Below are 25145 nucleotides of genomic sequence, written 5' to 3'. Positions count from 1 at the left end.
AAAATATGCGTCGTCCGCCTTCATCCTTGAAGGCGGGTGCTATTGCGAAAGAAAAAGGTTCGATCGATATTTGAGTTTGATAAGAAAAACCAAAAGCTGTTTGTCAAGGTATCTTTCTGTTTTTCTTTTCATGCTTTTGTATCCACGACTTCGACTACTTTTTTCTCTGCGAAAGTTGATAACTTATTACCGCTGGAATAGGATGAAATAAATTCCGCTTTAATTCCATTTGCATTCGGTCTTCTATGCAAACGGCTTTGTTAAATGTCGTTGCATTAGGAATGTAAATATTGAAAAGAAATTTATTTCATCCTATATAGTACAACATCAGGATAAGAAGTAGAGAAATGAGGGAAAAAAAGGTATAATGAAGGAATAAAAAATTAAAACGGAACCAAGCGATGCGACCCCAAAGATATCCAGTAAAGTTAAGCGAAGCAGAACGAGAAATACTTCGAGCCATCATCCCCAAAGGAAAGGCGGCCGCACGAAGCGCCGCATCTTCGTAAATGTTGGTGCATCCCGCCCGAATAAAACACGGCGTTGCATATCGCATAAATAACGATTCACAGGAGGAAAATCAATGCTGGAACAGCTGAACGAAGCTATGGTGAAATCCATGTTTGAAACCGTACCGATGGAGATCACGGTCATTGACGCCAATGATGAGGTGGTCGGATGGAACAAACATGAAACACGCCTGTTTGTCCGGCCGATGAGTTGCATGGGATTGAATTTCCGCAATTGTCATCCCGAGAAGAGCTTGCCGAAAGTAGAGGCTATCGTCAATGACATGAAAGCTGGAAAGAGCGATAAAGCCCGTTTTTGGATTGATCTGCCGGTGCCGTTGGGTTCGCAAGGAAAGCCCCATAAGATTCTAATTGAATTTTATGCGCTCCGCGACGAACATGGCAATTATCTGGGATGCATGGAATGTACCCAAGACATCGAAGAGATTAGGCATTTGGAGGGACAGAAACGGTTATTGGATAGCTAACCGTTGCGATTATCTTGGATTCGGATCAATCATTGAATGAAATAAGCTGAAGCAACACCCAGCCGTCCGGGCCCGGAGTGTAAACAAAAACCCGCCTTCAAGCGCAAGCCAAGGAAGCGGGTTTTTACCTATATGATTTCTTTTTTGATATTGTCAACGTGTTCTTGTTCAATCCAGGCGGTTCGTTCAAAAACCATACTTTCGTAAGTGCCGCGGAGCATTCTGCTTTGAGCCATATCAAGATCGACTTGATTGAGTTCTAAACTGTAAAACCAATTCAGTTTCGAAATTAACTCCGCCTTTTTCATGGTTTTAGTATTCCTGCTACTCCGGTGGTACAATCCATCGAAAGGAATTTTTGAAAATCGCGATGCTTTAACGCATTTTTCCAAAGGGGTATTCACCCATATATAGTGCAAAGCCCGGATATACCTATTAGATATATTGTGGGCGAGAGATTATTTTATAAATTATGGAATTCTCTCCGATCCAAAAATATGCTGGAATATCGGTTCCCAATTGGAAATAATAAGGAAGAGAATGCGATTGGAGGTAAGAACGCTGCTAAAACCCATACAACTCTATATTTTATTTGCTTTCATCATGCTCTCTTTTATGCTTGTTTTTGTTCCAAAACGAGAAATTAAAAAATTGTTTTGGTTTGGACTATTATGGGGTTCAACGCTGGATTTTATCGTAGAGACCTTATTCAGCGTTTTGCATTTGATCAAATATCTTAACATAGAACCCTTTAATTTAGGGGTCCTTCCTCTTTGGACGGTTTTAAGTTGGACGCCAACCAATATCGTTTTTATTTATTTTTTACCTGAACAGAAGAAAAGGTATATTTTTTGGCTCTATATTTTGATGTATAGTGGGTTAACCGCGGCGGTCGGTACTATTTTAGTGCAACTTCGGCTATTGGTGTTTATTCATTGGAGTGTAGTCCATTGGTTTATTTTAGCGGTTATTTTCTATTATTTGATGGCAAAGCATTATCAATTGCTTGAACCCAAGGAAATGGGCAGCTTTGAATGAGGGCTGTTTTTCTATCCAGAATTTGCTATCATTGCCTTAGGGATTTTGGAGCGGCGTTCCTTTCGAAGGTTAGTTCAGCCTGTATAAAGCTTATAGGCTGAATACACTTCCGAAAGGAGGTGGTGGGATTGGAAACCGTTTTGAAGGTCCTGGAGAAACTGCTCAAGGTACTCATCGATCTGGTCGCCCTGGCGACAGGAGTGCTGGCTCTGTATGGAACTTGGAAGGATTTTTCCGGGTCTAAAAAGCGGAAAACAGCCCCGCAACGGCTGTCTTCCAAATCCCGAAAGTCGAGGGGGTCGTAAGACCCTCTCCCTTTTCTATTATAGTATCAAATTCCGCTTTTTTATTCAAGTTGTAAAAGATAAGTTGAAATAAATTTTGGAGTAAGCTTTTCCAGCCGTAAAGCATGGCTGGAAAAGGACAAATCACGGTATTTATTTCAACTTATGAATCAAGGAAATATGTTGCAATGATTTGAGTGTACAAAAACTTATTGCAACATATATGGATAACATAATCTTTCTTTCTGGCTGGATTTATTGTTGCCGAGCTCGGCAGGGATAGTATTTCCGGATCCGACCCGGTTCGGCCTGGACGGAAAAGGTCAGGAAAACTACGGTTTGAGAACCCAAACAGGGAACAAAAGCCGCAGGCGGACGTTAAATTGAGTAAGGAGAGTAAAGGCGAGCTCTCCGGCAGCATACATACCCCCTTATCCTCCCTTTTAAAAACCCGGCGATTCGGTAAAGATACCAGTCGCCGGGTTTGTTTCTACCGTTTACAAGGATGCGGATACCGGGGATGTAGTTGGACAGGGAGAGCATCCTGTAGTGGGCAAAACCACCGTAACGGTCGAGGATGATGGCGGGATCCGGCCGGACACGGAGTTTGCAGATTCAGTCGAGGTTGCGATTGCGGTACCGAAAGAGGAAAAAAGGTGGCGTGTTGGGGTTATGGCTGGAATTAATACCCGTGGTAATTCATTCCGTACGGTCTATGGTCAATACGACGCCTGGCAATGGAGTGGGAAGCAGTTCGACTTGGCTATGCCGGTGCGGGTGGAGTGGACGGTTGGAAACGGGGGTAGGGTCATAGCGGGAATAGAGTTGAGGTTTTAGGCATCTGGTGATGAATTTAGATTTGTTAGTTATGTAATAAAAGGATTTTCTAAGAATTCAAAGAAATTTATTCCATCACGAATATTAATAATGAAAAGTGGTGGATTCGCGTGAAATTTTTTATCAAGGCTTGGCTAACTATCCTATTAATTATAGGCGCTTTGTTTTACGCAACTCCAACAATTGCAGCGCCCGGCGAAATGAAAACCTTCAAACTTGAAAAAGGGCGCAGTATGAAGATTAAATTCAATGACCTTCAAGTAGAAGCGCCTGGCAATGTTCCCGTTGATCAAATTGAAATACAAGAGATCGAACCGGCTCTTACTGGCATTCAGAAGCCGCTTAATTTCATCCGAGCACTAAAAACTTATCAATTCGGCCCTCACGGAACCAAATTCAAAGATCCGTTGAAAATTCGGATTAAGGTTGATTCAAAAGAATTGCCGCCTGGTTACTCACTAAGCAATGTTCACCTCTTCTATATTGATCGCGAAGCAAAACGACTGGAAATGCTCACTAAACAAAGGATTAATCGTTCTGAAGAAGCGCTTGATGTTGAGTTGAGTCATTTTAGCGAGTATCTGCTGGGAATAAGCGGAGGATGGGATGGAAATGGCCTCAATCCTTTTGTTGAATATGTTAGCAATGGAGAGGAACATGTCAATCTGATGAATTTGGATACGAAGGTGTTGGCCCCAGTGCTTTCACTGAAAGGAAGAGGATTAGATCTAAATCTTTCAAGATGTTTTGTTCAAACTGGATTGGGCACTGCTTATAATGATCCACTTTGTATAAGCCAATACTGGAGGTGGGCTTTACCATTTTTGGTTCCTTTTGATGATGGGGGCATATTATATCTTCCTGATGGTGGAAAGTACGATATATCATCCTATAATGTCCCATGGGTATACGGTAAGCGGATAGATATACGAAAAACAACTTGGAATAATGATACAGTTTGTTTTAACGACGGAACTATTATTCAATATCTGGGGAATGCCCAGAAAATAACCGATCCTAAAGGAAATTCGATTATTTACTATTTTATGTATGAAGAAAATGGTTATATACGTATAACCAAATTAATTGATTCGATAGGTCGAACGTTTCATTTTCGTTATATGTACTCGGATGGTACAATGCTCCTGCAAAAAGTTGAACAGCAATTAAAAGATGGTAGTTTAAAAACAATTCTAACTAGATCCTCCGATAATAAACCTTTACCATCGTGGGAGAAATTCACAGATGCTTTAGGAAGAACAACAACTTATTATTATCAAGCTGAGTTCAGATTGGGTATCCTTAATGATCCGTCGATAGGTTTCTCCCAAATTATATATCCTAATGGCGCCTATACTAAGTATCGTGTTGATATTAATCAAAAAATACAAGAGTTTTACCGCTCCGGAGAAAGTCGACCCATAAAAGTTAATTTTTACAAAAAAAACGAAAATGGTTCTACAGATTTCTCAGATGGTTTTTGCCGAAAAAATTATATATTTAGCGGTGAATATTGGCTTCCAATAAGGCCCACTCAATGTGAGGAAGTATTTGACCTTTCCGGTAAAAAAATTAAACGAACTAATTATAGTTATTATAGTATTGGCCTTGAAACTTTCCTTCCTATTAGCATCAAAACAGAATTTGCTAAGGCAAATGGTGAAATGGGTTCACCAATAATCACTAATACTACTTATGACAATGCTGGTAATCCAATGATAGTTACCGCTCCAAACGGTAATATTACGTATATGGCCTATGCAAATTCTAATTTTCTTTATATAAGTTTACCTCACGTAGATCCTAATTACTTCAAACTTTCAATGAAAGATAGCCGACTCCAAGACGGGCTTTTCACCACCGGAGCTGGTTTCAATCAAATGGTTACCCAAGCCACGCTGGTCACTGATCCGGTGCATAACACCACCCAACTTAAGCAGACCCACTATCAATACGATACCAAAGGCAATTTATTGCAAACCCGGGAAGTCTATAACGGGTCATATGTAGATACTTATTGCACATACGACCAGTACGGAAATATGCTTTCCAAAAAAGACGCCAACGGCAACATTCTCTATTTTGAATACAAGGCCGCCGCCCCGTACAACTCAACTTTTCTAACGGCGGTGAAAAGAGCGGATGGCACCGTCATCGCCACTTATGATTACGACGTCGATATCGGCAAGCGCACCCGGGCCACCGATCCGAAAGGGAATGTCTTTCTCTATACTTACGACGCGGTAGGACGCTTGACCAGTGAAACGTTGGTCCATTCCGATTCCAAGGTCGCAGTGACCCGGCAGATTAGTTACGATGATGTCAATAACATCGTCAGCCTGAAGTACGGCAATGACAGCGCCGGCTGGCAGGAAGGCCGGATTGTTTACGACCCGCTCTTCGCGAAACCCACTCAGATTCAGCGGAAATTGAACGGCGGTTGGGTCACGGTCAAAGAATCGGCCTACGATACCAACGGCAGGTTGGCGACGGCCAAGGACAACCTGGGCCATACCACTTCCTATGGCTATGACGAGTTGGACCGGTTGATTAAAACGACCTTCCCCGACGGGACCTTTTCCACCGCCAGTTGGGACGATCGAACAGTGACCACCACCGACGCCAACGGCAATCAAAAGACACAAACCTACGATCTGCTGGACCGGCTAATCCAAGTGATCGAGCATCCCGACGCCAATACCTCCTATAGCACGACTTATACATACGATTCATTCGACGATCCGCTGACCGACAAAACGGATTCGCGCCTGATCCAGGTCACCAACGCCCGGAATGTCAAAACCACCTACACCTATGACAATCTGGGACGATTGACCCGAGTGGACTATCCGCAGGACGGAACCAACCCGCTGGCGGCGGAGGTCTATACGTATGACAATGTCGGGAATCTGAAGACAAAGACAGTCGGTTCCAGAACCAAGACGATGAATTATGAGTTCTTCGCCGGATACCGGCTGAAGAGCGTGACGGAGCCGGACAACCGGACCGTGAGCTATACCTATGACAACAATGACAATGTTCTCACCCAAACGGTTTCGAACGTAAGCTATACCTACACGTATGACGCCCGGAACCGGGTGACCGGCCTGACGGCGGTACTGGATGGCCGGAACTTCGTATTCGGTTACGGGTATGACACCTTTGGCCGGATGACCAGCATTACCTATCCCAACCGGACGGCTCCGGTCACCTATCAATATGACGAGTTGGACCGGCTGCTGAAGATCCCTGGGTTCGTCAACTCCTGCAGTTATGACGGGGATAACAAGCTGCTGCAGATGGTATATACCAACGGCGTGGCCAATAACTATACCTATGATGTGAACGACCGGCCGACCAATATCAAGGCCGGACAGGGAAACTTATTGAATCTCAGCTACACTTACGATCCAGTGGGGAACATTACCCAGATTAACACCGATTATTACAATTACGACGGATTGAACCGGTTGACCTGGTATGGGAACAAGCCGCTATCGCAATTGTCGAGCGCTAACGGCACCCGCTGGAACTATGACGGGGCGGGGAACATGGCGAGCAAGACGAAGTTCTTGAATGGCGCCAGTCAGGGAGTAACGTCGTTCAGCTATGATCTGGCAAACCGGTTATGGACGATGGGTACCACCTCGTATACCAATGACGCCTTTGGCGCGAGAATCGGGAAGGCGAACGGGGATACCTGGCAATATCTCTATGACGGCGAATCCCGGCTGACCAAGGTGACGAAAAACGCCGCAACGCAAGTAGAGTCCGTCTATGACGGCAACGGGATGAGGATCAAGAAGATCGAAGGCGGCAAGACGGTCTATTATCTCTATAGCGGGGCCAATCCGCTGATGGAGTATTCCCCGAATGACGGGAGTTATCTCTATCGGATCTATGCTGGGAAGACTGCGGTTGCTGAAGAGAAGGGCGGCGTAGTAAAATTTTACCATAAGGATCATTTGGGTTCGACCCGGGTAGTGACTAATGCCGCTGGGGCTAAAATAGCGGAGTACAAGTTCGCGCCGTATGGGGAGAAGGAAGTCGCTTCCGGGGACGGAACGGAGTATGGGTTTACCGATAAGGCTGAGGATGCGGCATCGGGGTTGAAGTATTTCGGGGCGAGGTTCTATGATAGTGAAGTGGGAAGGTTTATAACGGCGGATACGTATACGAATCTGCCAAATGACGAGCGAAATTTCTATATAACGGCTGACAAGAGTTTCATGATGCGAAGTGATGATTTAGCGGAGTACAACCAGTACGCGTATTGTCAGAATAACCCGATAAACAGGGTTGATCCGGATGGGCATTTTGCTTTTGTATTAGCAGCTACACCGGAGATTATTGAAGCTGCTATCATGGGGATTGGGGCGACCGTTACTCTTGTTGAGACAATAAAGGAAGCTATAAGAAATAGTTCAACAATAGGTAAATATAGCGATGTTGCTAACCCAAGAACTGGTGTAAGAGAAGGCGGCAATTTTACGAGACGGCAAAAACAAGAAATACTTGAGAAAAATAAGCAACGAAATGGTGGTCAGCTAGTATCAGATAAAAGTGGTAAACAATTAAATCCTCCTACCCAATCTAAAAAGGGTCAAAAAGCCAATCCTGATGAAGCTCAAGTAGACCATATCAAGTCAAAAGCCAATGGGGGAACAAATAGTAGTTCTAATGGTCAAGTACTTTCTCGAGAAGAAAATTTATCAAAGGGTTCAAAAGATGAAAGTGAGGACGAAAAAAATGAATAAGCGTCGCGAGGATAATAGAGCAGCTATAGTGTGTGAACATATAGCTAAGGAAGGATATGCCATTTTACGTGCTATAAAAGATGTACCGCTCGATGGCGCCGATAGTGGCTGGCAATTTCTTTGCAATTCTGTTGAATTTGAAGATGAAGATACTGCTCAGGTTTGGGGGATTGACGAAGTTTTAGAAGTTGAACCAAGTTTATCAGGCTTAATCGAAGAACCACCTGGAACGGAACTGGTTCGAGAGAGCGAAAATGCCGAGTGGAAAATTTTTAATCAAAACGAATAAAAAGAATTGTACTAATGAATTAATATCAGGGTCCAACTGGCCCTGGTTTTTTTCTGTACAGAGGTGATATTAGAGGGAAGTTGTTGTCGTGGTAAATTTTATTTTGGGTTCGATGAAGGTTGCGACGGTGCTAGTGGAGTAAAGGTTGCGGAGTGATGGGGTGGTATATCGGTTTACAGATAAGGCTGAGTGTTCCCACGACTATTGAATGGGCGGAAAACTCGAAAAACGATTGGATTTTCTTTATGATGATATTTTGAATGAGTATACAGAAGATCTCAAAGAACGTGATAAGCAATAACCGATTCAAAAGCTGGCTTCTAAACTTGATTGTTCTTTATAAGCATCGCTTCAATAATCTTTTTGATAACTTGCTTATCTTCTTCGTTTAACCTATCAACCGCTTCAAAATAGCTCTCCAGTTCCTTGTCCTTATAATGAAAATCATGCGAATCCTCGTCAGTGGCCAAATAGTCCAGACTCACATGAAATAGATCCCGCAGTTTTAGCAGCACCTCCAAGGATGGTTGCGATACATTGTTTTCATATCTACTGATGTGCTTGGGATGCACGTCTAGTATTTTAGCCAGCTCTTGCTGAGACATATTTTGGGCTTTTCGAAGATTCCTGATTTTCTCGCCGAAGCTCATAGAATGCTACCTCTTTTATGGTTGAATATCCAAATCCTACAAATAATTGAAAATAAACATTGACAACAAGGTAACATTAAATGTAGAATATATATAGACAAAATAGATACCTTTTGGAAATTGAATACTCTATAGACGCTCATGCCTTAAAAAAGGCACTATCAAATATAAGAAAATAAGGTGAATTTTTTGGGAATCGAGTTTCCATCTTCAGGATAAAACGAATGAAACAACCAGCCGCTTTAGTTCTGAAAGCGACTAATTTTTGACGTTCCTTAAATTATTCTCCAAATCTTAACGTTTCCCTCTTGGTTGAAAAAATCTAGAGGAACAGGGCTGCAACAATTTGTCATTTTGAACTCTTCACCCTTCAAACTTTTCCTGAAAGGAGATCCCTCCCATGCCCCGACCCCCGGAACTGCAACCCATGATCCAATATCTGAACTGCCTGGTCACGGAGCGGGTGGCCGAATTCGGCGGCAAAGTCCTGCCGAACGATCCGCAGCTCCAAAAGAACCGCGCCGAGATGGCTAGGTTTCTGAAGCTCCTCGAAAACCTGTTGCCCCAGCCCGGCAACGCGGCGATCCTCGCCGCCATCAACGAAACCGCCTGCGTCATGGCGAACCGCTGCCAGGAGCTGGTCTATCGCCGGGGTCTGGAAGACGGCGTCGAACTGGCCGGAATTTTGGCTCGAAACGGCCGCGAGCGGGGTGAAAGCTGAATCATTCTTCAATGATGGAGCGTCTCGCTGCGGCCGCGAACCGGAAGCGAACATGGTTTCCCCGGGAGTTTCGCGGTGCCGGTTTGGCGCGGGTTTAGGCGGGGAAATGGTCAAATCGGAAGAAAGGAAGCATGAAGCAAAGCGGATTTGAGGTGCGGTACGATGCGATCAATTCACAGGAACTTCAACTTATTGGAGTGGTCACCTTAGTTTAATTGCAAAACATTGCTTCATAAAGCTTAATCTGGATACATTCCCAAAAGAAGGGTCACTTTTGTTTTGGAGTAGGCGTTCCGGCGATAAGAATCAAACCATCTTTACTTTCTTTCTTCGCTTCTGCCCACTAAATAATCGAGTGAGACCTCAAAGTAATCGGCGAGCTTAATTAAAATATCCATGTTCGGATAATTTTTGCCCTGCTCATAAAATCCGTAAGCAGTATCCGTGATATCCAAATAGTTTGCAATCGCTCTTTGAGTGACTTGTTTTTCAATGCGGAGCGTCTTGAGCCTTTGAGCGAATAATTCCATTCTGATCCTCCTTGTAAAGTATTCTAACATAGGGGGATTACTTTTTCTTGACAAGAATATCTTGGCATGATATTCTTGGGTTAATTCGTTTTACAGGATTATGAAATTAGAGGAGACCCGTTCCATGCCCCAACCCCCGGAACTGCAACCCATGACCCAATACCTGGATTGTCTGATCACGGAGCGGGTGGCCGAATTCAGCGGCAAAGTCCTGCCGAACGACCCGCAGCTCCAAAAGAACCGCGCCGAGATGGGTAAGTTTCTGAAACTCCTCGAAAACCTGTTGCCCCAGCCAGACAGCGCGGTGATCCTCGCCGCCATCAATGAAACCGCCTGCGTCATGGCGACCCGCTGCCAGGAGCTGGTCTACCGCCGGGGCCTGGAAGACGGCGCCGAATTGGCCGGCATCCTGGCCCGAAACGGCCGCGAGCGGAGTGAAAGCTGATTCACTCTCGGGGATGGAGGTTCCGCTGCGGCCGCGAACCGGAAGCGAACATGGTTTCCCCGGGAGCTTCGCGGTGCCCGTTTGGCGCGGGTTGAAGCGATCGGAACGTCGAATCGGAGGATTTTTTTGGAAGAAAAAAAGAGGTTCGCGGAAACGGTTGTCGAATCCTTTGTGGGGAAAGGGTTTGAAAGGTAGGCTGTCGCACCTCGCGTAGGTGCGTGGATTGAAACGAAACTCAGGATAATGATTTCCCTCAACCATAATAGTCGCACCTCGCGTAGGTGCGTGGATTGAAACAAATTCCGGTTTTCCTTTTGAAAAAGTAGTACGTCGCACCTCGCGTAGGTGCGTGGATTGAAACAATGTTCCTGAATCTACGGTATTTTTAGTAATAGTCGCACCTCGCGTAGGTGCGTGGATTGAAACATCAACTTCTTGATCTGTCGAATGAACATATAATGTCGCACCTCGCGTAGGTGCGTGGATTGAAACCCGGATTAATTTTGCCCGATAATTGTCATTGGGAGTCGCACCTCGCGTAGGTGCGTGGATTGAAACTTGATTCTGTATATTAGGTAACAATTTACTTAAGTCGCACCTCGCGTAGGTGCGTGGATTGAAACATTCGAACGATAACAAAATATTCGAAGGTTATTCAAGTCGCACCTCGCGTAGGTGCGTGGATTGAAACCGGCTTCGGTCCGCGAAAGACTCGGTTTCTATGGGTCGCACCTCGCGTAGGTGCGTGGATTGAAACTTGAGGCCCTAAATGAATCTGGCTTATTCTGTAAGTCGCACCTCGCGTAGGTGCGTGGATTGAAACCAAAAGTAATGCTCATATCAATCACCTCCCTTCGCGTCGCACCTCGCGTAGGTGCGTGGATTGAAACTGAGATTATCAACCTTAACTCTTGGTATCAAGACGTCGCACCTCGCGTAGGTGCGTGGATTGAAACAAGAATCTCCTAGAATCTCCATATCATTAAAACCGTCGCACCTCGCGTAGGTGCGTGGATTGAAACAAGGCCATTAATGATATCAATAACTTCCGATAAAGTCGCACCTCGCGTAGGTGCGTGGATTGAAACCCATAGTTTCGAACATTGCTACGCGCTGCAATCGGTCGCACCTCGCGTAGGTGCGTGGATTGAAACAGCTTTGCCGTGTACCATTGCGACACCCCCAAAAGTCGCACCTCGCGTAGGTGCGTGGATTGAAACCCAATCGCGGGCTTTTTAGCTGTCTCCGCTTTGGTCGCACCTCGCGTAGGTGCGTGGATTGAAACTAATAGTTTTAGCGCCACCGGCACGGATACAGGCCATGTCGCACCTCGCGTAGGTGCGTGGATTGAAACTGCTTTTGCCTTTTTGGCAGGCGCAGGTTTGGTTGTCGCACCTCGCGTAGGTGCGTGGATTGAAACAAGTGATACCCGCTCAAATCCACGAACCTTACTCGTCGCACCTCGCGTAGGTGCGTGGATTGAAACGGACGTCCCGGCAACGGAAAATCGCATCTGGCCGGTCGCACCTCGCGTAGGTGCGTGGATTGAAACAGGTACCTAAATGGAATATCATACCAAACTTTTGTCGCACCTCGCGTAGGTGCGTGGATTGAAACTGCTTTTGCCTTTTTGGCAGGCGCAGGTTTGGTTGTCGCACCTCGCGTAGGTGCGTGGATTGAAACGTCGTATAACTTCGCGATATTCGGTTCCGGCGTAAGTCGCACCTCGCGTAGGTGCGTGGATTGAAACCATTGTCCTTTGCGCAATGCATAGCCAACAGGTGTCGCACCTCGCGTAGGTGCGTGGATTGAAACATATCCCAATATACCGTTTTAACGTGCTTATAACGTCGCACCTCGCGTAGGTGCGTGGATTGAAACTATTTGTGGGCGCAAATACTCCGCCATCACGAATGTCGCACCTCGCGTAGGTGCGTGGATTGAAACTCTCCCGTAATGGTCATGATCATATAAGCTAAACGTCGCACCTCGCGTAGGTGCGTGGATTGAAACAAGTTGGGTATTAACCCCATCGAAGCAAGTGTAGTGTCGCACCTCGCGTAGGTGCGTGGATTGAAACAGTCGAACCAAAGGAATCCGCCTATTATGCTATCGTCGCACCTCGCGTAGGTGCGTGGATTGAAACCCAATCGCGGGCTTTTTAGCTGTCTCCGCTTTGACGTCGCACCTCGCGTAGGTGCGTGGATTGAAACGATTCACATCCGTTACAACTGGGATGATGTCTACGTCGCACCTCGCGTAGGTGCGTGGATTGAAACCTTAGTTATAAACTTAGGGCACTTAGCATTTCTTTTGTCGCACCTCGCGTAGGTGCGTGGATTGAAACAAATTCAGACTCAGATAAATTTTTTAGAGTTCCGTCGCACCTCGCGTAGGTGCGTGGATTGAAACAGAAAAAGGAAGATATCTAAAACTCTCTTATACCAGTCGCACCTCGCGTAGGTGCGTGGATTGAAACTCTTCAAAGCCTTTAAAGCGTCCGAAATAATAGGCGTCGCACCTCGCGTAGGTGCGTGGATTGAAACTTACTGCCGGATCAAATTTGATGCTGGCGGGCCGGTCGCACCTCGCGTAGGTGCGTGGATTGAAACTTGGTCTTCGCTGGATATATTATGAAACATTTTGAGGTCGCACCTCGCGTAGGTGCGTGGATTGAAACTTTGCCCTCAACGCTCGCGGCGCTCTGGTCGCCCGGTCGCACCTCGCGTAGGTGCGTGGATTGAAACGCTTTTAAACACCAACGAATTTCTTGGGCAGAAAGTCGCACCTCGCGTAGGTGCGTGGATTGAAACGCATTTGGCAGCCTCCCGTTTAATTCTTTGCATCAGTCGCACCTCGCGTAGGTGCGTGGATTGAAACGCGGTATCAAAATCAAGCCAAGAGAACATAAGCGTCGCACCTCGCGTAGGTGCGTGGATTGAAACGTTTCCGGCGTTGTTGTCTCATGGGTTACCTCCTTGTCGCACCTCGCGTAGGTGCGTGGATTGAAACGAATTCGAAGTCCTCAAATTAATCAAGGCATTAACGTCGCACCTCGCGTAGGTGCGTGGATTGAAACCGAAACGGAGGTACTGAAATGAGAGAAAATTTATTGTCGCACCTCGCGTAGGTGCGTGGATTGAAACAATGCGTCAAGGTTGACGGAGAAGCAATCAAGGCGTCGCACCTCGCGTAGGTGCGTGGATTGAAACAGGCGACACTATCGCCGTTAAAGTCGCGTGGATCGTCGCACCTCGCGTAGGTGCGTGGATTGAAACTGATAGTTTTGAATTTCCTGATTGTTTTTTTCCTGTCGCACCTCGCGTAGGTGCGTGGATTGAAACCGGCGCTGCCGGAGGCAGTTCGAGCATTAATTGGTCGCACCTCGCGTAGGTGCGTGGATTGAAACCGGATTATCTATCCCCTTGGAACCCAAGATTGTGATGTCGCACCTCGCGTAGGTGCGTGGATTGAAACGTCTTACCCATTGGTAGTTCGCTCATATCAACGCGTCGCACCTCGCGTAGGTGCGTGGATTGAAACATGTCGTCACCTCGCCAACCACAAAAGACTGTCCGTCGCACCTCGCGTAGGTGCGTGGATTGAAACAGGGCGATGATGGCCCCTTTCGCCTGGTCCACGGTGGTCGCACCTCGCGTAGGTGCGTGGATTGAAACAAGGACCCAACGGCCAACCGGCCTTTCCCTGGGCCGTCGCACCTCGCGTAGGTGCGTGGATTGAAACCTGTATCTGCGGGGTTTAGTATCCAAGACCGGCGCGAGTCGCACCTCGCGTAGGTGCGTGGATTGAAACCAAGGCGGCTGAAATGATATTTCAGGTATAAACCGTCGCACCTCGCGTAGGTGCGTGGATTGAAACATGAGCCGGGTGGTTACCGTATTAGCCCCTGAAGGTCGCACCTCGCGTAGGTGCGTGGATTGAAACATTTCCTCCCCGGTTATTGTTGTTCGTTCGAACGTCGCACCTCGCGTAGGTGCGTGGATTGAAACAAAAGCTGGGAGTTTCGACATCGGCGGGCGGCTCGTCGCACCTCGCGTAGGTGCGTGGATTGAAACAATATAATGCCAGAAACGGCAAATATGGCGAGATCGTCGCACCTCGCGTAGGTGCGTGGATTGAAACAGCATCAGTACTCGAATAAAACCAGACGGGCGGGTCGCACCTCGCGTAGGTGCGTGGATTGAAACCTAGAGGCAATAACAATTACGGATCTGATTACGACGTCGCACCTCGCGTAGGTGCGTGGATTGAAACCAACAATCCCGCCAAAAATCATCATCCTCAGCGGTCGCACCTCGCGTAGGTGCGTGGATTGAAACACTGTTGTAGCGCCATCCGCGCCGCCAGTGTTATCGTCGCACCTCGCGTAGGTGCGTGGATTGAAACTCGGCCACCGAGAAACCCCTTCCGGAAAAGCCGAAGGGTCGCACCTCGCGTAGGTGCGTGGATTGAAACTATGAACTACTATAACGATAACGACCCCAAAATCGTCGCACCTCGCGTAGGTGCGTGGATTGAAACATTTCTATTAATTAATCTTTTGGCCGGGCTAATTACGTCGCACCTCGCGTAGGTGCGTGGATTGAAACCTCGCGCTCGATGTCGCGTTGGGTCTGTTCGGCGTCGCACCTCGCGTAGGTGCGTGGATTGAAACATCATCCCTATGTATTGGTCACGGAGGGATTGAGTCGCACCTCGCGTAGGTGCGTGGATTGAAACTTTTTTGGCGGAAAAATTAGATGGTAGAGCCCTCGTCGCACCTCGCGTAGGTGCGTGGATTGAAACGCCATTGTTTGTGAAGTGGATATCGACGAGAATGTCGCACCTCGCGTAGGTGCGTGGATTGAAACCCGGTTTTTGCCGATATCGATAGCCGGGCAAAAGTCGCACCTCGCGTAGGTGCGTGGATTGAAACCTCCTTTACGTTATTGACTGATTGGGATTACCGGGTCGCACCTCGCGTAGGTGCGTGGATTGAAACACCTCTTCGATGCTCTGGGAAAACTGGAGCGCGGTCGTCGCACCTCGCGTAGGTGCGTGGATTGAAACTAAGAAGGGCGGTTATAACGTGCAGATCGAGGCGTCGCACCTCGCGTAGGTGCGTGGATTGAAACACAAGCCGGTGCAGGCATTTGTTGAACCGTTCCCAGTCGCACCTCGCGTAGGTGCGTGGATTGAAACCCACCGGAGTCTGCACATAAGCCGGGGCCGGGCGTCGCACCTCGCGTAGGTGCGTGGATTGAAACCGATAAAGGACGGTCCTGAAGTGACTTTCCTTGGTCGCACCTCGCGCAGGTGCGTGGATTGAAACATGATGGGCGACATAAGTCATCAGCTTACTCAGGGTCGCACCTCGCGCAGGTGCGTGGATTGAAACAGAGCGGTAATAATCCCCTGGCCGTTAAGATACGCGTCGCACCTCGCGCAGGTGCGTGGATTGAAACCGGTCCGATCAGGTCGTTATACAAATCATGATTGTCGCACCTCGCGCAGGTGCGTGGATTGAAACGTGAAAGAGTCTTTATTGTGGCCAACACCCCAGGCGGTCGCACCTCGCGCAGGTGCGTGGATTGAAACCGGTTGATGGTTTTGGCGAAAACCGGCATCTGCTCGTCGCACCTCGCGCAGGTGCGTGGATTGAAACCCGTATATCGTGGCCCAGAAGCTTGATGAGGAAAGTCGCACCTCGCGCAGGTGCGTGGATTGAAACAGGAAGGGTTCGACAGGTTCGAACTCGCTTTGGCGTCGCACCTCGCGCAGGTGCGTGGATTGAAACTACTTGATCAATGTCCGCTTTTGTGGCATCTTCGTCGCACCTCGCGTAGGTGCGTGGATTGAAACAGTTCGTCGGGATTGATATCCCTGCCGATTTTGTCGCACCTCACGTAGGCGCGTGGATTGAAACGAAAGGGAGTGGCTCCATGCTGATGTTAGCCATGTCGCACAACCAATAAGTTGGTATTCGACCGAAACTATCTATAGGAATATATCCGCAATGGATGTTATGGTAATTATGGGACTGCTTTTCACAATTGTAATTAAAGAGAGGTTATCAATGAAAGAAAATCTCGTTAGCCGCACAGCACTAATGGCGGCCTATTTACGGAGTTTTCATTCAATCCATGACACGCCTAAGATATTTGATGACTTTTTGGCTCATCAATTACTCACGGCAGAGGAACATAAATCCTTTCAAGATTATTATCTATTTTTGCTAAAAAAAATTAATAACGAATTATCATCCAATGGTCAGGTAATTTCCCTAGCAAAAATGATGCAAGCCATGACTGCTTCATCCCTCATTTTGAGTCGTTCAAGGTATACAGAAGATACTCTAGAAAAGGCCGTTCAATATGGAGTAAAACAGTATGTAATTCTTGGAGCGGGGATGGATACCTTCGCTTTCCGACGCGCGGAAATGTTAAAACAGATAGCAGTATTTGAAGTGGACCATCCAGACACCCAAACATTTAAACGACAACGTATTGCCGAATTGGGCTGGGAATGTTCGCCTTCGTTACATTTCATACCAGTAGATTTTACGATTGACAGTTTAAAAGAGGCACTTTTTCAATCATCATTCGACCCCACGGCCTTAAGCTTTTTTAGCTGGTTAGGCGTTACTTATTATCTACCACAAGACGTCGTATTCGATACATTGCGCACAATTGCCGATATTACCTCCGCTGGAAGTAAGGTAGTTTTTGATTATTATGATACGGATATATTTGACCATGAGAAGGTTCATCCTCTCATGAAAACGGCGATGGAAAACTTAAAACGGCATGGAGAACCGATTAAAACAGCCTTTAACGCTACGACACTCACAACGGAACTAGCTAATGCAGGACTACATCTTTGTGAACAGCTGGATCCGAATGAAATTGAAGAACGTTATTTTAAGAAGCGTTCTGATCAATATCACGCATTGGGACACGCTCATTTTGGATGTATAATGACCTGATATCCCTGGACATAGTGGAGCGGAGCGAAGAGGAGTGAAGGCTGATGAACATTCAAAGAATAAAACGGCGGGGCGTCGTGTTCACCTACAAAAATCCGTCGACATGCGATTTGAACCTTTATTTAATCAGGGGGGAAAAATACAATTACATTATCGATACGGGATTGGGTTCTTTGACAGCCGAGCCAATCAAGGAATATATCAAAAATGATAATAAGCCGATGGTGGTAATCAACACCCACTACCATTGGGATCATATATGGGGGAACGGTTCGTTCCAAAATTGCTTCATGATAGCTCATCAACTATGCAGAGAGCTCATCCGGTCGCATTGGGATGAAATGCTGGAGCAGAACAATCACCGCTGTTGCGGCCAGGTGGCGATGAATTTGCCGAATTTGGTTTTTGAACAAGGACTTTATTTCCCGGAGGATAAAATTCGGTTATTTCACGCTCCCGGACACACGGCCGATTCCATCAGCGTCCTGGATAAAACGGAAAAAGTATTGATCGTCGCGGATAACGTGGGGGAAAACATGGCCGAGATCATTCCCGGCCTTGACTGCGGTAAAGACGTGTATCGGAATACGGTCGAAAAATACGCGGCAATGGATTTTGACACTTGTATATCGGGGCATAACACAATTCTGGGTAAAGATGTGCTGGAAACAATTTTAAACAAACTATAATTTAACCTGTTGTGCTATTTGAACTGAAAAAAGGTATAAGAAATCCAGCAAAAAAGTCCGACTTATCAAATGGCTAAAAGAGATAAGGAGAGACAAGAATGCTGGATTCCAAGCAATATTGTATCAAGGAAATCGAAAATATCAAAGACCTATTTACAGTGATTTATACGGTCATTGATGATATCTACCAACAAATCGTCCCCATCGACATCAAGCATCGACGAAATAGCGGCAGTTTAAAAATGAGTGACAGTGAAATCATCACCATTCGACTCGTCGGAGAATTATTTACCATCGATTCAGAAAAAGCCTGGTTTGAATTTTGTAAGAAAAATCAACGCGACTTATTTCCGGATTTCTGTGACCGGACGCGGTTTAATCGAACTTGTCGAAACCTTCATCGGGTCATGGAGAGCATTCGCAAAGAAATCGCGAAAATTACTGGATACGTCTATCAATCATACCGAATTATCGACAGTCTGCCACTACCGGTCTGTAAGTTTGGGCGAGCCCATTTTCATAAGACTTTTCGAGGCTATGAAGCAACTTACGGGAAATGTCCTTCCAAAAAGGAAACCTATTTGGGTTATAAGCTCCATTTATTGGTGTCCTTCGATGGGTTTATTACGGACTTTACCATTACTCCCGCCAATATTGACGATCGGGCCGCAACCTGGGATTTGGTGGAGCCCTATCAAAAAATTACGATTCTCGGCGATAAGGGATATATCAGTAGCGATTTAGGTTCTGAATTGAAAGCCGAAAAAGCGATCAATCTTTTGCCGCTGCCAAAGAACAATAGTAAAATACAATGGCCCAAAACGATCCGTCAACTGATTTTCAAGCTTCGGCGAAGAATTGAGACTTCTGGTTCTCAACTTACCAATCAACTGAACATTGAAAGAGTTTTAGCCAAATCGTATTGGGGTTTTATTTCCCGTATTCAAACCAAAATCTTAGCTCATTGTCTTTGCTATTTCATCAATATGCTTATCGGACATAGTATGCACTCAAAGATCAAACATCTTGTCTTTGGTTAACTTTATCTAGCACAACAGGTTAATTTAGAACGGCTATCCATTCGTTTTAAAAAAAGCCCTGTGCAAAGTCAAACGATGACTCGATCACAGGGCTTTGCTCGAATCGGGTGTTAAATCCGCTGCCTCAATGCCTTGGATTCACTCCAATCCCCACTGCCGCAGCAATTCATCGAAGATCCCCGCGCAGGCGATGGTGTCCGCCAGCGGCACCAGGTCGCTTTCGGTTTTGTGGTTGCGGTAGAGATTGGCGAAATGCTCGATCTGATAAATGAAGCCATCCTGGAAGTCGGCCTCGAAGCATTCCACCAACTGATGCGCATTGTCATAAAGCTCGCATTTCCTGGGGCCCAAAAAATTGTAGACCACGATATGGCCGGCCGGGCCGTAGATCCGGGCGTTCCGTTCGGTGATCGCGGTTAGGCCGCTGCTCAGCGTCGCCAGGGCGCCGCTTTCGAAACGCATCACCATGGCCGCGAAATCATCGACGCCGGTCTGGCAGAGATTGGCGACCCCTTTGACACTACTGGGGTTTTCGGCCAGGATCCCGGTAGTGAATTCAATGGGGTAGACCCCGGCGTCAAACAGGCTGCCCCCGGCCAGCTTCGGATTGAAGAGCCGGTGCTCGGGATTGAAAGGCGTGTTGAAACAGAAGGAGGCCTCGATCAATTTGACTGCGCCGATCCTGCCGCTGTGCACCCACTGCTTGGCTTTTTGAAACGTGGGAATGCAGCGGGTCCACATGGCCTCCATCAATAGCACCTTTCTGGCCTTGGCCAGCTCCGCCAGTTCCACGGCGTCCTTTTGCCGGGTCACAAAGGGTTTCTCGCAGAGCACCGGTTTATCAAGGTTCAGGCAGAGCTTGGTGACTTCATAGTGAAAATTGTGGGTCAGGCCGATGTAGATGACATCCACCTCGCTGTCCCGGATCAGATCCAGATAATTGTCATAGGCCTTCGGCGCGCCGAATTTCTCCGCGAAAGCCGCCGCTTTGGCGGGGTCGCTCGATGCCACCGCCGTTAATTGCACCCCCGGGACGGTATTCAGAACCGTTGCAAACCGCGCCGCGATAATTCCCAACCCGATGATGCCGAAACGAACCGTCATGATCCTTCCTCCTTGGTTGCATTTTTTTCCGTAACGCCCATGCGGCGTTGCCCGCCGGGCAGGTATCCGTACCCTCGTATCGAACTTCTTTATAATATAGTACATCTTTTTAAGGGGATTGAAAATACCAACTCTGCCCGGCGTCGAGCAAAAAGCGGGCGAAGGCAAGGCCGATTATCCAGGTGTTTGCGGTAGATCGACGGAGGCGCGACTCCATCGTCCGCCGGTTGCCGGAAAGCTGTTTCCTGACAGCGCCCTAAAATGGTATAATAAGGATAACAAGGCAATCCCTTGCGATATGATGAGTTTCAGAACGGTCCGACTTTTCCTGAACCGCAACTTTTCCAAAGAGGTGAACCGATGGCGCAAGCCCCGATCCGCGTATTAATCGCTGATGATATGATCCCGATCCGCGAATATCTAAGCATGGTGTTGAGCCATGAACCCGACATGGCGATCGTCGACGCCGTCGGCACCGGAGCCGCCGCGGTGGAACGGGCGCTCGCCCTCCGGCCTGACGTGGTGCTGATGGACCTGGAGATGGAGGCGCCGCGGGCCGGCGTGGACGCCATCAAGAAGCTGGCGCGGCAAGCTCCGGAGCTCCGTTCGGTAGTACTGACCCATTTCGGCGACGACGATACCGTCTTTGCCGCTTTCGAGGCTGGCGCCAGCGATTACGTGCTGAAAAACTCCTCGGCTGCCGAGATCCTCGAGGCGGTGCGGGCCGCGGCCAAGGATATGTCGCCGCTCCGGCCGCAGATCGCGCGGATGATCCGCGCCGAGTTCCGGGCCCTGCGCTCCGAGCGGGCCGCCCTGGTCGACACCCTGAATATCGTCTACCGGTTGACTCCGACCGAAGTCAGTATTCTGCGGCTGCTCGCCGAGGGCAAAGATAAAAACCAGATCGCCCGGATCCAGTGCGTGGAAGCCTCCACCGTCCGGACCCATATTGGCAATATCCTCAAGAAATTCGACGAGAACGCCGTCAAAGACATTGTGCGCCGCCTGCAAAGGCTGGGGATCTTTGAGATCTTTACCACACCCAAGAGCGGCGGCGGCCGGTAACGGCCGGAGGAGGAACAGCGCGCCATGCAACTCTCCGCAGCCGAATTCCTTTCCTTCATCGGAATCGTAACGTTACTCGTGATGTTTCCCGGTCCCAATACCGTGCTGGTCATGCAATCGGCGGGCTTGCGCGGGAAAAGGGCGGGCTTTTACAATATCGCGGGGATCGTTACCGCCCTTTATGTCCAGGCCGTCATCTCCGCCTGGGGGCTTTCGCTCATTGTCCTCCGATCGGCGGCGCTCTACCGGCTGATTCAGTATATCGGCGCCGGTTACATCATTTACCTGGGCCTGGCGAGCCTTTATGCGGCTTCCCGGATGAACCGGGACGACGCTTCCGCCTCCCCGGACGGCGCGGCGGAAGATCGGCGGCCCAAGGAAACGCTGTCCGGCGAGGCGATCTTTCAATCCTATCTGAACGGCTTTATCACCAACCTCTTCAATCCCAAGGTCATCCTGTTTTTTATCTCCTTTTTCCCGCAATTCGTCCGGCGCCAAAATCAGGTTTTCGGGGAAACATTGTTGCTGGTCGTGGTTTATTCGCTGATCGTCATTCTCTGGTATTCGGCGCTCGTCTGTTTTATCGCCAAGTTCCGGCACTGGTTGGCAAGGCGGGTCATCCAACGCAGAATCAAAACCTTGACCGGACTCCTGCTTTGCGGGTTGGGGATAAAAATTGCCAGTCAGAAGTAGGGGAGGGTCAGGAGTTTTTGTTCCGATTTGCGTTCGGATTCAGGAATGGAAATTTTACTGGCTAGAAAGGAACTTAGGGAATGAACTCTGATTTATTGAAGTAATTTTTTTCATTCTATATATCATCATCTTCAGCCAGCCACGTTCAAGCCAGTGCCGACCCGCTCTGGCTTGGTCCGTTTTGGAGGAACCAAATGAAGGTCCGGAATGGTTAAACCGAGTCTGCCCGGGGCGTTGCGCCCGTCGCTGCGGAGTCCCAACCGGCCGCCGTTCCTGGTTGTCAGCTAATCCTAATGTATTTGCCGGAAATGACGATGATCATACTACAACGATACCATGATGAAACGGATTGCTGAGGATTCTGCCATGGACTTTATGAAAATGTGGAAACAAAGTTATTATATCGCGGTGGTTGTGGCTGTCGCTACCCTCTTTCTTTCTTTCGCGTATACGGTTTTGGACATTACGGGCTGGTTCTCCCAAATGCTACAAAACATGGAGCGCGACTGGGTCGCCTTTCATAAGGGAATGAAGCCCTTATGGCTGCGGCTGGAACAGAATGGCGTCGAAAAATGCGGCAGGATGCTGAACAAGCTCAAAGGGATCCTGCTTCCGGAGTAAGCGGTTGCATGCCGGAGGTTTCCAGGATGAAGCATATAAAATGAAGTATGTTTTTCCAAATTGATCAGCGGCGGGACGGCTAATCCGTGCCGCTTATTTTTTGATAACAGATATTGGCGCGCCCCACCTACCGTAGGGTCTGAAGTTGAGAAAAAGGGCGCAGCGATTAAAAATCAAACCATTTTGACCTGATATTATGTAATATTGGCGTTAACCGAAGTGATGAGCGCCTGAGAAGATTGACAATAAAATGACGCTCATTATATAATTAATCACAACTCCGATGACGAATGTGGCATCGCTGCGTTATTTTGTTAAAAACCCCTGATTTTGTCGGAAAGGCGGACTCCGGGTATTGGGACGCTTCTGTAAAAAAAGTGTCCGTCCGGGGGAAAGCCGGAGATCGGCCGCAGAAATTGATAAATCAGGCGGTTTTCCCATGGATGCGCGGAACAGGAAGCGGAGGAGTTGGGGGAAGAACGGTTGCTATTTTAAAATTAGCGGATGGAGGTATGGAAAGGTGCGAAAAATGAAGTGGAGTCTCACTTCGGTCTGTTTGTTTCTGGCGCTGATCGTTCTGGCGGCCGGGTCGGTCATTCCGCAAGCGGCGGCGGCCGAAGAAAAGTTCAAGGTGGCGTTCATTTATGTGGGCGCGGTGGGTGACGCCGGCTGGACTTACGCTCACGACCTGGGCCGTAAGTTCCTGGAAAAACAGATCCCCAATGTGGAAACTTCCTACGTGGAATCGGTTCCTGAAGGCGCCGACTCCGAACGGGTCCTTGCTGAACTGGCCGAAAAGGGCAATAAGGTGATCTTCGCCACCAGCTTCGGCTACATGGATCCGGTTCAGAAAGTGGCCGCCCGGTACCCGAACGTGGTCTTCATGCACTGCAGTGGCTTCAAAACTTCGAAGAACGCCGGAACCTATTTCGGCCGGGATTATCAGGGCCGTTATCTCTCGGGCATTGTCGCCGGGAAATACACCAAGAAAAACCTGATCGGTTATGTTGCGGCGTATCCCATCCCCGAAGTCATCCGGGGCATTAACTCGTTTACCTTGGGAGTGCAGTCCGTCAACCCCAAGGTCAAGGTGAAAGTAGTCTGGACCAATACCTGGTATGATCCGACCGCTGAGAAAGAGGCGGCCAAGAGCCTGTTAAATGCCGGCGCCGACCTGATCGCCATGCACCAGGATACCCCAGCGGCCATGCAAGCGGCCCAAGAAAAGGGCGCCTATGGCATCAGCTACGACAGCGATATGCGTTCCTTCGCTCCCAAAGCGGTCCTGACCGGCCCGGTTTGGAACTGGGGTCCCTACTATGTGAAGACCGTCAAGTCGGTGATGGACGGCACCTGGAAATCCGGCCAATACTGGGGCGGCCTGTCGAGCGGAATTATCGACATCGGGCCCTATGGCTCCATGGTGAGCGAGAGCGTGAAAAAGCTAGTGGCTGCCAAACGGAACGTCCTGATGAAGGATGAAGGGTATGTCTTCGCCGGACCGATCAAGGATCAGAGCGGCAAGATTAAGGTAGCCAAAGGAAAACGGCTGACCGACGCCGAGATGCTTTCGATAGACTGGTTCGTCCAGGGCGTCGAGGGAAATATTCCCAAATAAGTACCACGTTGCACTCGTTAAAGGGAGTGTCGCAAAACTACCAAAGAGGTAGTAAACGACACTCCCTTTTTAATGAAAAGTCACAAAACCAGCAAATTGAGAAGGGCAAAATTTATTCTATCTTAGTAGGAAGCAAATTTCAGGCATACTTAAATAAGCCTTTTGATATAAGCTTTTTCTTGTAGAGTATTAGGCTGATTTTAATTTATGAAGTGGTTGCCCGAGTCGTTCACCCTGGATTTTGGCATGCAATTTATTCACATTGTAGCCGAAACAGAGCAGGATAAACTCATTCTTTACGTTTACTTTTCCTCGAGTTAAGAATCGATTGAAATTGTAATCATCTTTCAGAACTCCAAAAGCGCCTTCAACTTGGATTGAACGGTTGACCCGCAATAGGATTCCTTCACCCGACATGATGTTTTCATAAGAGACCTGTCGTTTTGCGATGAACTGCTTGGATACCTGCATTTGTCGGTTGTCTTTGGCCTTGGTACACTTGAGTTTAAAGGGGCAGTTCGAGCAATCTTCACATTCGTATACGGTGACTTCCGAGCGATACCCCGTTGTAGACTTCTTTTGAGTAACCCTAATCGGTTTTAGCTGTTTCCCGTTGTGACAGGTATATTCATCTTTGCTTAGGTCATAGGACATGTTTTCCCGTTTACTGATGTCGTTTTTAAAGCGTTTCGTTTTCCATTTTTCATAGGTTTGGGGTTTGATGTAGCAAGCCTGTTTTTGGTTTTCTAAATATGCGTAGTTTTCTTCGCTTTCATAACCAG

Annotated in this window: 19 protein-coding genes and 1 CRISPR repeat array; of the genes, 14 read left to right on the top strand and 5 right to left on the bottom strand. The window is 47.9% G+C overall.

What is annotated here, in order from left to right; all coding sequences use genetic code 11:
• Positions 1-583 precede the first annotated feature (583 nt).
• Positions 584-997 carry a PAS domain-containing protein gene (locus EDC14_RS25440; protein WP_132017851.1) on the top strand — a complete coding sequence of 138 codons (414 nt, stop codon included), beginning with the start codon at positions 584-586 and terminating at the stop codon, positions 995-997.
• 128 nt (positions 998-1125) lie between these two features.
• Here EDC14_RS25440 and EDC14_RS25435 read toward each other — a convergent pair whose 3' ends face one another.
• Positions 1126-1305: a hypothetical protein gene (locus EDC14_RS25435; RefSeq protein WP_132017848.1), complete on the bottom strand. Its 180-nt coding sequence runs from the start codon at positions 1303-1305 to the stop codon at positions 1126-1128.
• Between the two features lie 238 nt (positions 1306-1543).
• Between EDC14_RS25435 and EDC14_RS25430 the strand changes: the two genes are divergently transcribed.
• From EDC14_RS25430 to EDC14_RS25420, 4 genes are all read left to right on the top strand, one after another.
• On the top strand, positions 1544-2035 hold the full coding sequence (locus EDC14_RS25430; protein WP_132017845.1) for a hypothetical protein: 492 nt from the start codon (positions 1544-1546) through the stop codon (positions 2033-2035).
• Positions 2036-2163: 128 nt separating this feature from the next.
• The gene (locus tag EDC14_RS27005; RefSeq protein WP_165908324.1) at positions 2164-2340 is read left to right on the top strand and encodes a hypothetical protein; all 177 of its coding nucleotides are present in this window, start codon (positions 2164-2166) and stop codon (positions 2338-2340) included.
• 926 nt (positions 2341-3266) lie between these two features.
• Positions 3267-7913 (top strand): RHS repeat-associated core domain-containing protein, encoded by a 4647-nt coding sequence (locus EDC14_RS25425; protein ID WP_132017842.1) that lies wholly within the window; start codon positions 3267-3269, stop codon positions 7911-7913.
• Positions 7906-8202, top strand: coding sequence for an immunity protein Imm33 domain-containing protein (locus tag EDC14_RS25420; RefSeq protein ID WP_165908323.1), 297 nt, complete (start codon positions 7906-7908; stop codon positions 8200-8202). Before EDC14_RS25425 ends, EDC14_RS25420 begins: the two co-directional genes overlap by 8 nt.
• Positions 8203-8522: 320 nt before the next feature.
• Here EDC14_RS25420 and EDC14_RS25415 read toward each other — a convergent pair whose 3' ends face one another.
• Positions 8523-8852, bottom strand: coding sequence for a helix-turn-helix domain-containing protein (locus EDC14_RS25415; protein ID WP_132017836.1), 330 nt, complete (start codon positions 8850-8852; stop codon positions 8523-8525).
• A gap of 400 nt (positions 8853-9252) precedes the next feature.
• On the opposite strand from EDC14_RS25415, the gene EDC14_RS25410 reads away from it, so the two are divergent.
• Positions 9253-9573, top strand: coding sequence for a hypothetical protein (locus EDC14_RS25410; protein WP_132017833.1), 321 nt, complete (start codon positions 9253-9255; stop codon positions 9571-9573).
• Positions 9574-9890: 317 nt separating this feature from the next.
• Here the strand turns inward: EDC14_RS25410 and EDC14_RS25405 are convergent, their stop codons facing one another.
• Complete coding sequence (locus EDC14_RS25405) at positions 9891-10103, bottom strand: helix-turn-helix domain-containing protein (protein WP_132017830.1); 213 nt, start codon at positions 10101-10103, stop codon at positions 9891-9893.
• A 124-nt stretch (positions 10104-10227) separates the two neighbouring features.
• Between EDC14_RS25405 and EDC14_RS25400 the strand changes: the two genes are divergently transcribed.
• The 4 genes from EDC14_RS25400 to EDC14_RS25385 all read left to right on the top strand — a co-directional run bounded on the left by EDC14_RS25400 (position 10228) and on the right by EDC14_RS25385 (position 19262).
• A complete protein-coding gene (locus EDC14_RS25400) occupies positions 10228-10548 on the top strand; it encodes a hypothetical protein (RefSeq protein WP_132017827.1) in 321 nt (106 codons plus the stop codon).
• A 198-nt stretch (positions 10549-10746) separates the two neighbouring features.
• A CRISPR array of direct repeats spans positions 10747-16474; the repeat unit is 32 nt; unit sequence GTCGCACCTCGCGTAGGTGCGTGGATTGAAAC.
• Between the two features lie 90 nt (positions 16475-16564).
• Positions 16565-17533, top strand: a complete 969-nt coding sequence (locus EDC14_RS25395) for a class I SAM-dependent methyltransferase (protein WP_243663118.1) — start codon at positions 16565-16567, stop codon at positions 17531-17533.
• Between the two features lie 44 nt (positions 17534-17577).
• The gene (locus EDC14_RS25390; protein ID WP_132017824.1) at positions 17578-18222 is read left to right on the top strand and encodes an MBL fold metallo-hydrolase; all 645 of its coding nucleotides are present in this window, start codon (positions 17578-17580) and stop codon (positions 18220-18222) included.
• Between the two features lie 98 nt (positions 18223-18320).
• Positions 18321-19262, top strand: a complete 942-nt coding sequence (locus EDC14_RS25385) for an IS982 family transposase (protein WP_132017821.1) — start codon at positions 18321-18323, stop codon at positions 19260-19262.
• Positions 19263-19400: 138 nt separating this feature from the next.
• Here EDC14_RS25385 and EDC14_RS25380 read toward each other — a convergent pair whose 3' ends face one another.
• Positions 19401-20366 (bottom strand): Gfo/Idh/MocA family protein, encoded by a 966-nt coding sequence (locus EDC14_RS25380; RefSeq protein ID WP_132017818.1) that lies wholly within the window; start codon positions 20364-20366, stop codon positions 19401-19403.
• Between the two features lie 360 nt (positions 20367-20726).
• Between EDC14_RS25380 and EDC14_RS25375 the strand changes: the two genes are divergently transcribed.
• The 4 genes from EDC14_RS25375 to EDC14_RS25360 all read left to right on the top strand — a co-directional run bounded on the left by EDC14_RS25375 (position 20727) and on the right by EDC14_RS25360 (position 24363).
• Complete coding sequence (locus EDC14_RS25375; RefSeq protein WP_132017815.1) at positions 20727-21431, top strand: response regulator transcription factor; 705 nt, start codon at positions 20727-20729, stop codon at positions 21429-21431.
• A 24-nt stretch (positions 21432-21455) separates the two neighbouring features.
• Positions 21456-22124, top strand: a complete 669-nt coding sequence (locus tag EDC14_RS25370) for a LysE family translocator (protein ID WP_132017812.1) — start codon at positions 21456-21458, stop codon at positions 22122-22124.
• 366 nt (positions 22125-22490) lie between these two features.
• Positions 22491-22745 carry a hypothetical protein gene (locus EDC14_RS25365; RefSeq protein ID WP_132017810.1) on the top strand — a complete coding sequence of 85 codons (255 nt, stop codon included), beginning with the start codon at positions 22491-22493 and terminating at the stop codon, positions 22743-22745.
• Between the two features lie 520 nt (positions 22746-23265).
• Positions 23266-24363 (top strand): BMP family ABC transporter substrate-binding protein, encoded by a 1098-nt coding sequence (locus EDC14_RS25360; RefSeq protein WP_424337440.1) that lies wholly within the window; start codon positions 23266-23268, stop codon positions 24361-24363.
• Between the two features lie 189 nt (positions 24364-24552).
• Here the strand turns inward: EDC14_RS25360 and EDC14_RS25355 are convergent.
• On the bottom strand, positions 24553-25145 hold a 593-nt coding region (locus EDC14_RS25355), incomplete at its 5' end, for a transposase (RefSeq protein ID WP_207930796.1).

The sequence above is a fragment of the Hydrogenispora ethanolica genome, assembly GCF_004340685.1.
Taxonomy (GTDB): Bacteria; Bacillota; UBA4882; order UBA8346; family UBA8346; genus Hydrogenispora; species Hydrogenispora ethanolica.
This window is presented reverse-complemented; position numbering and strand designations above follow the sequence as displayed.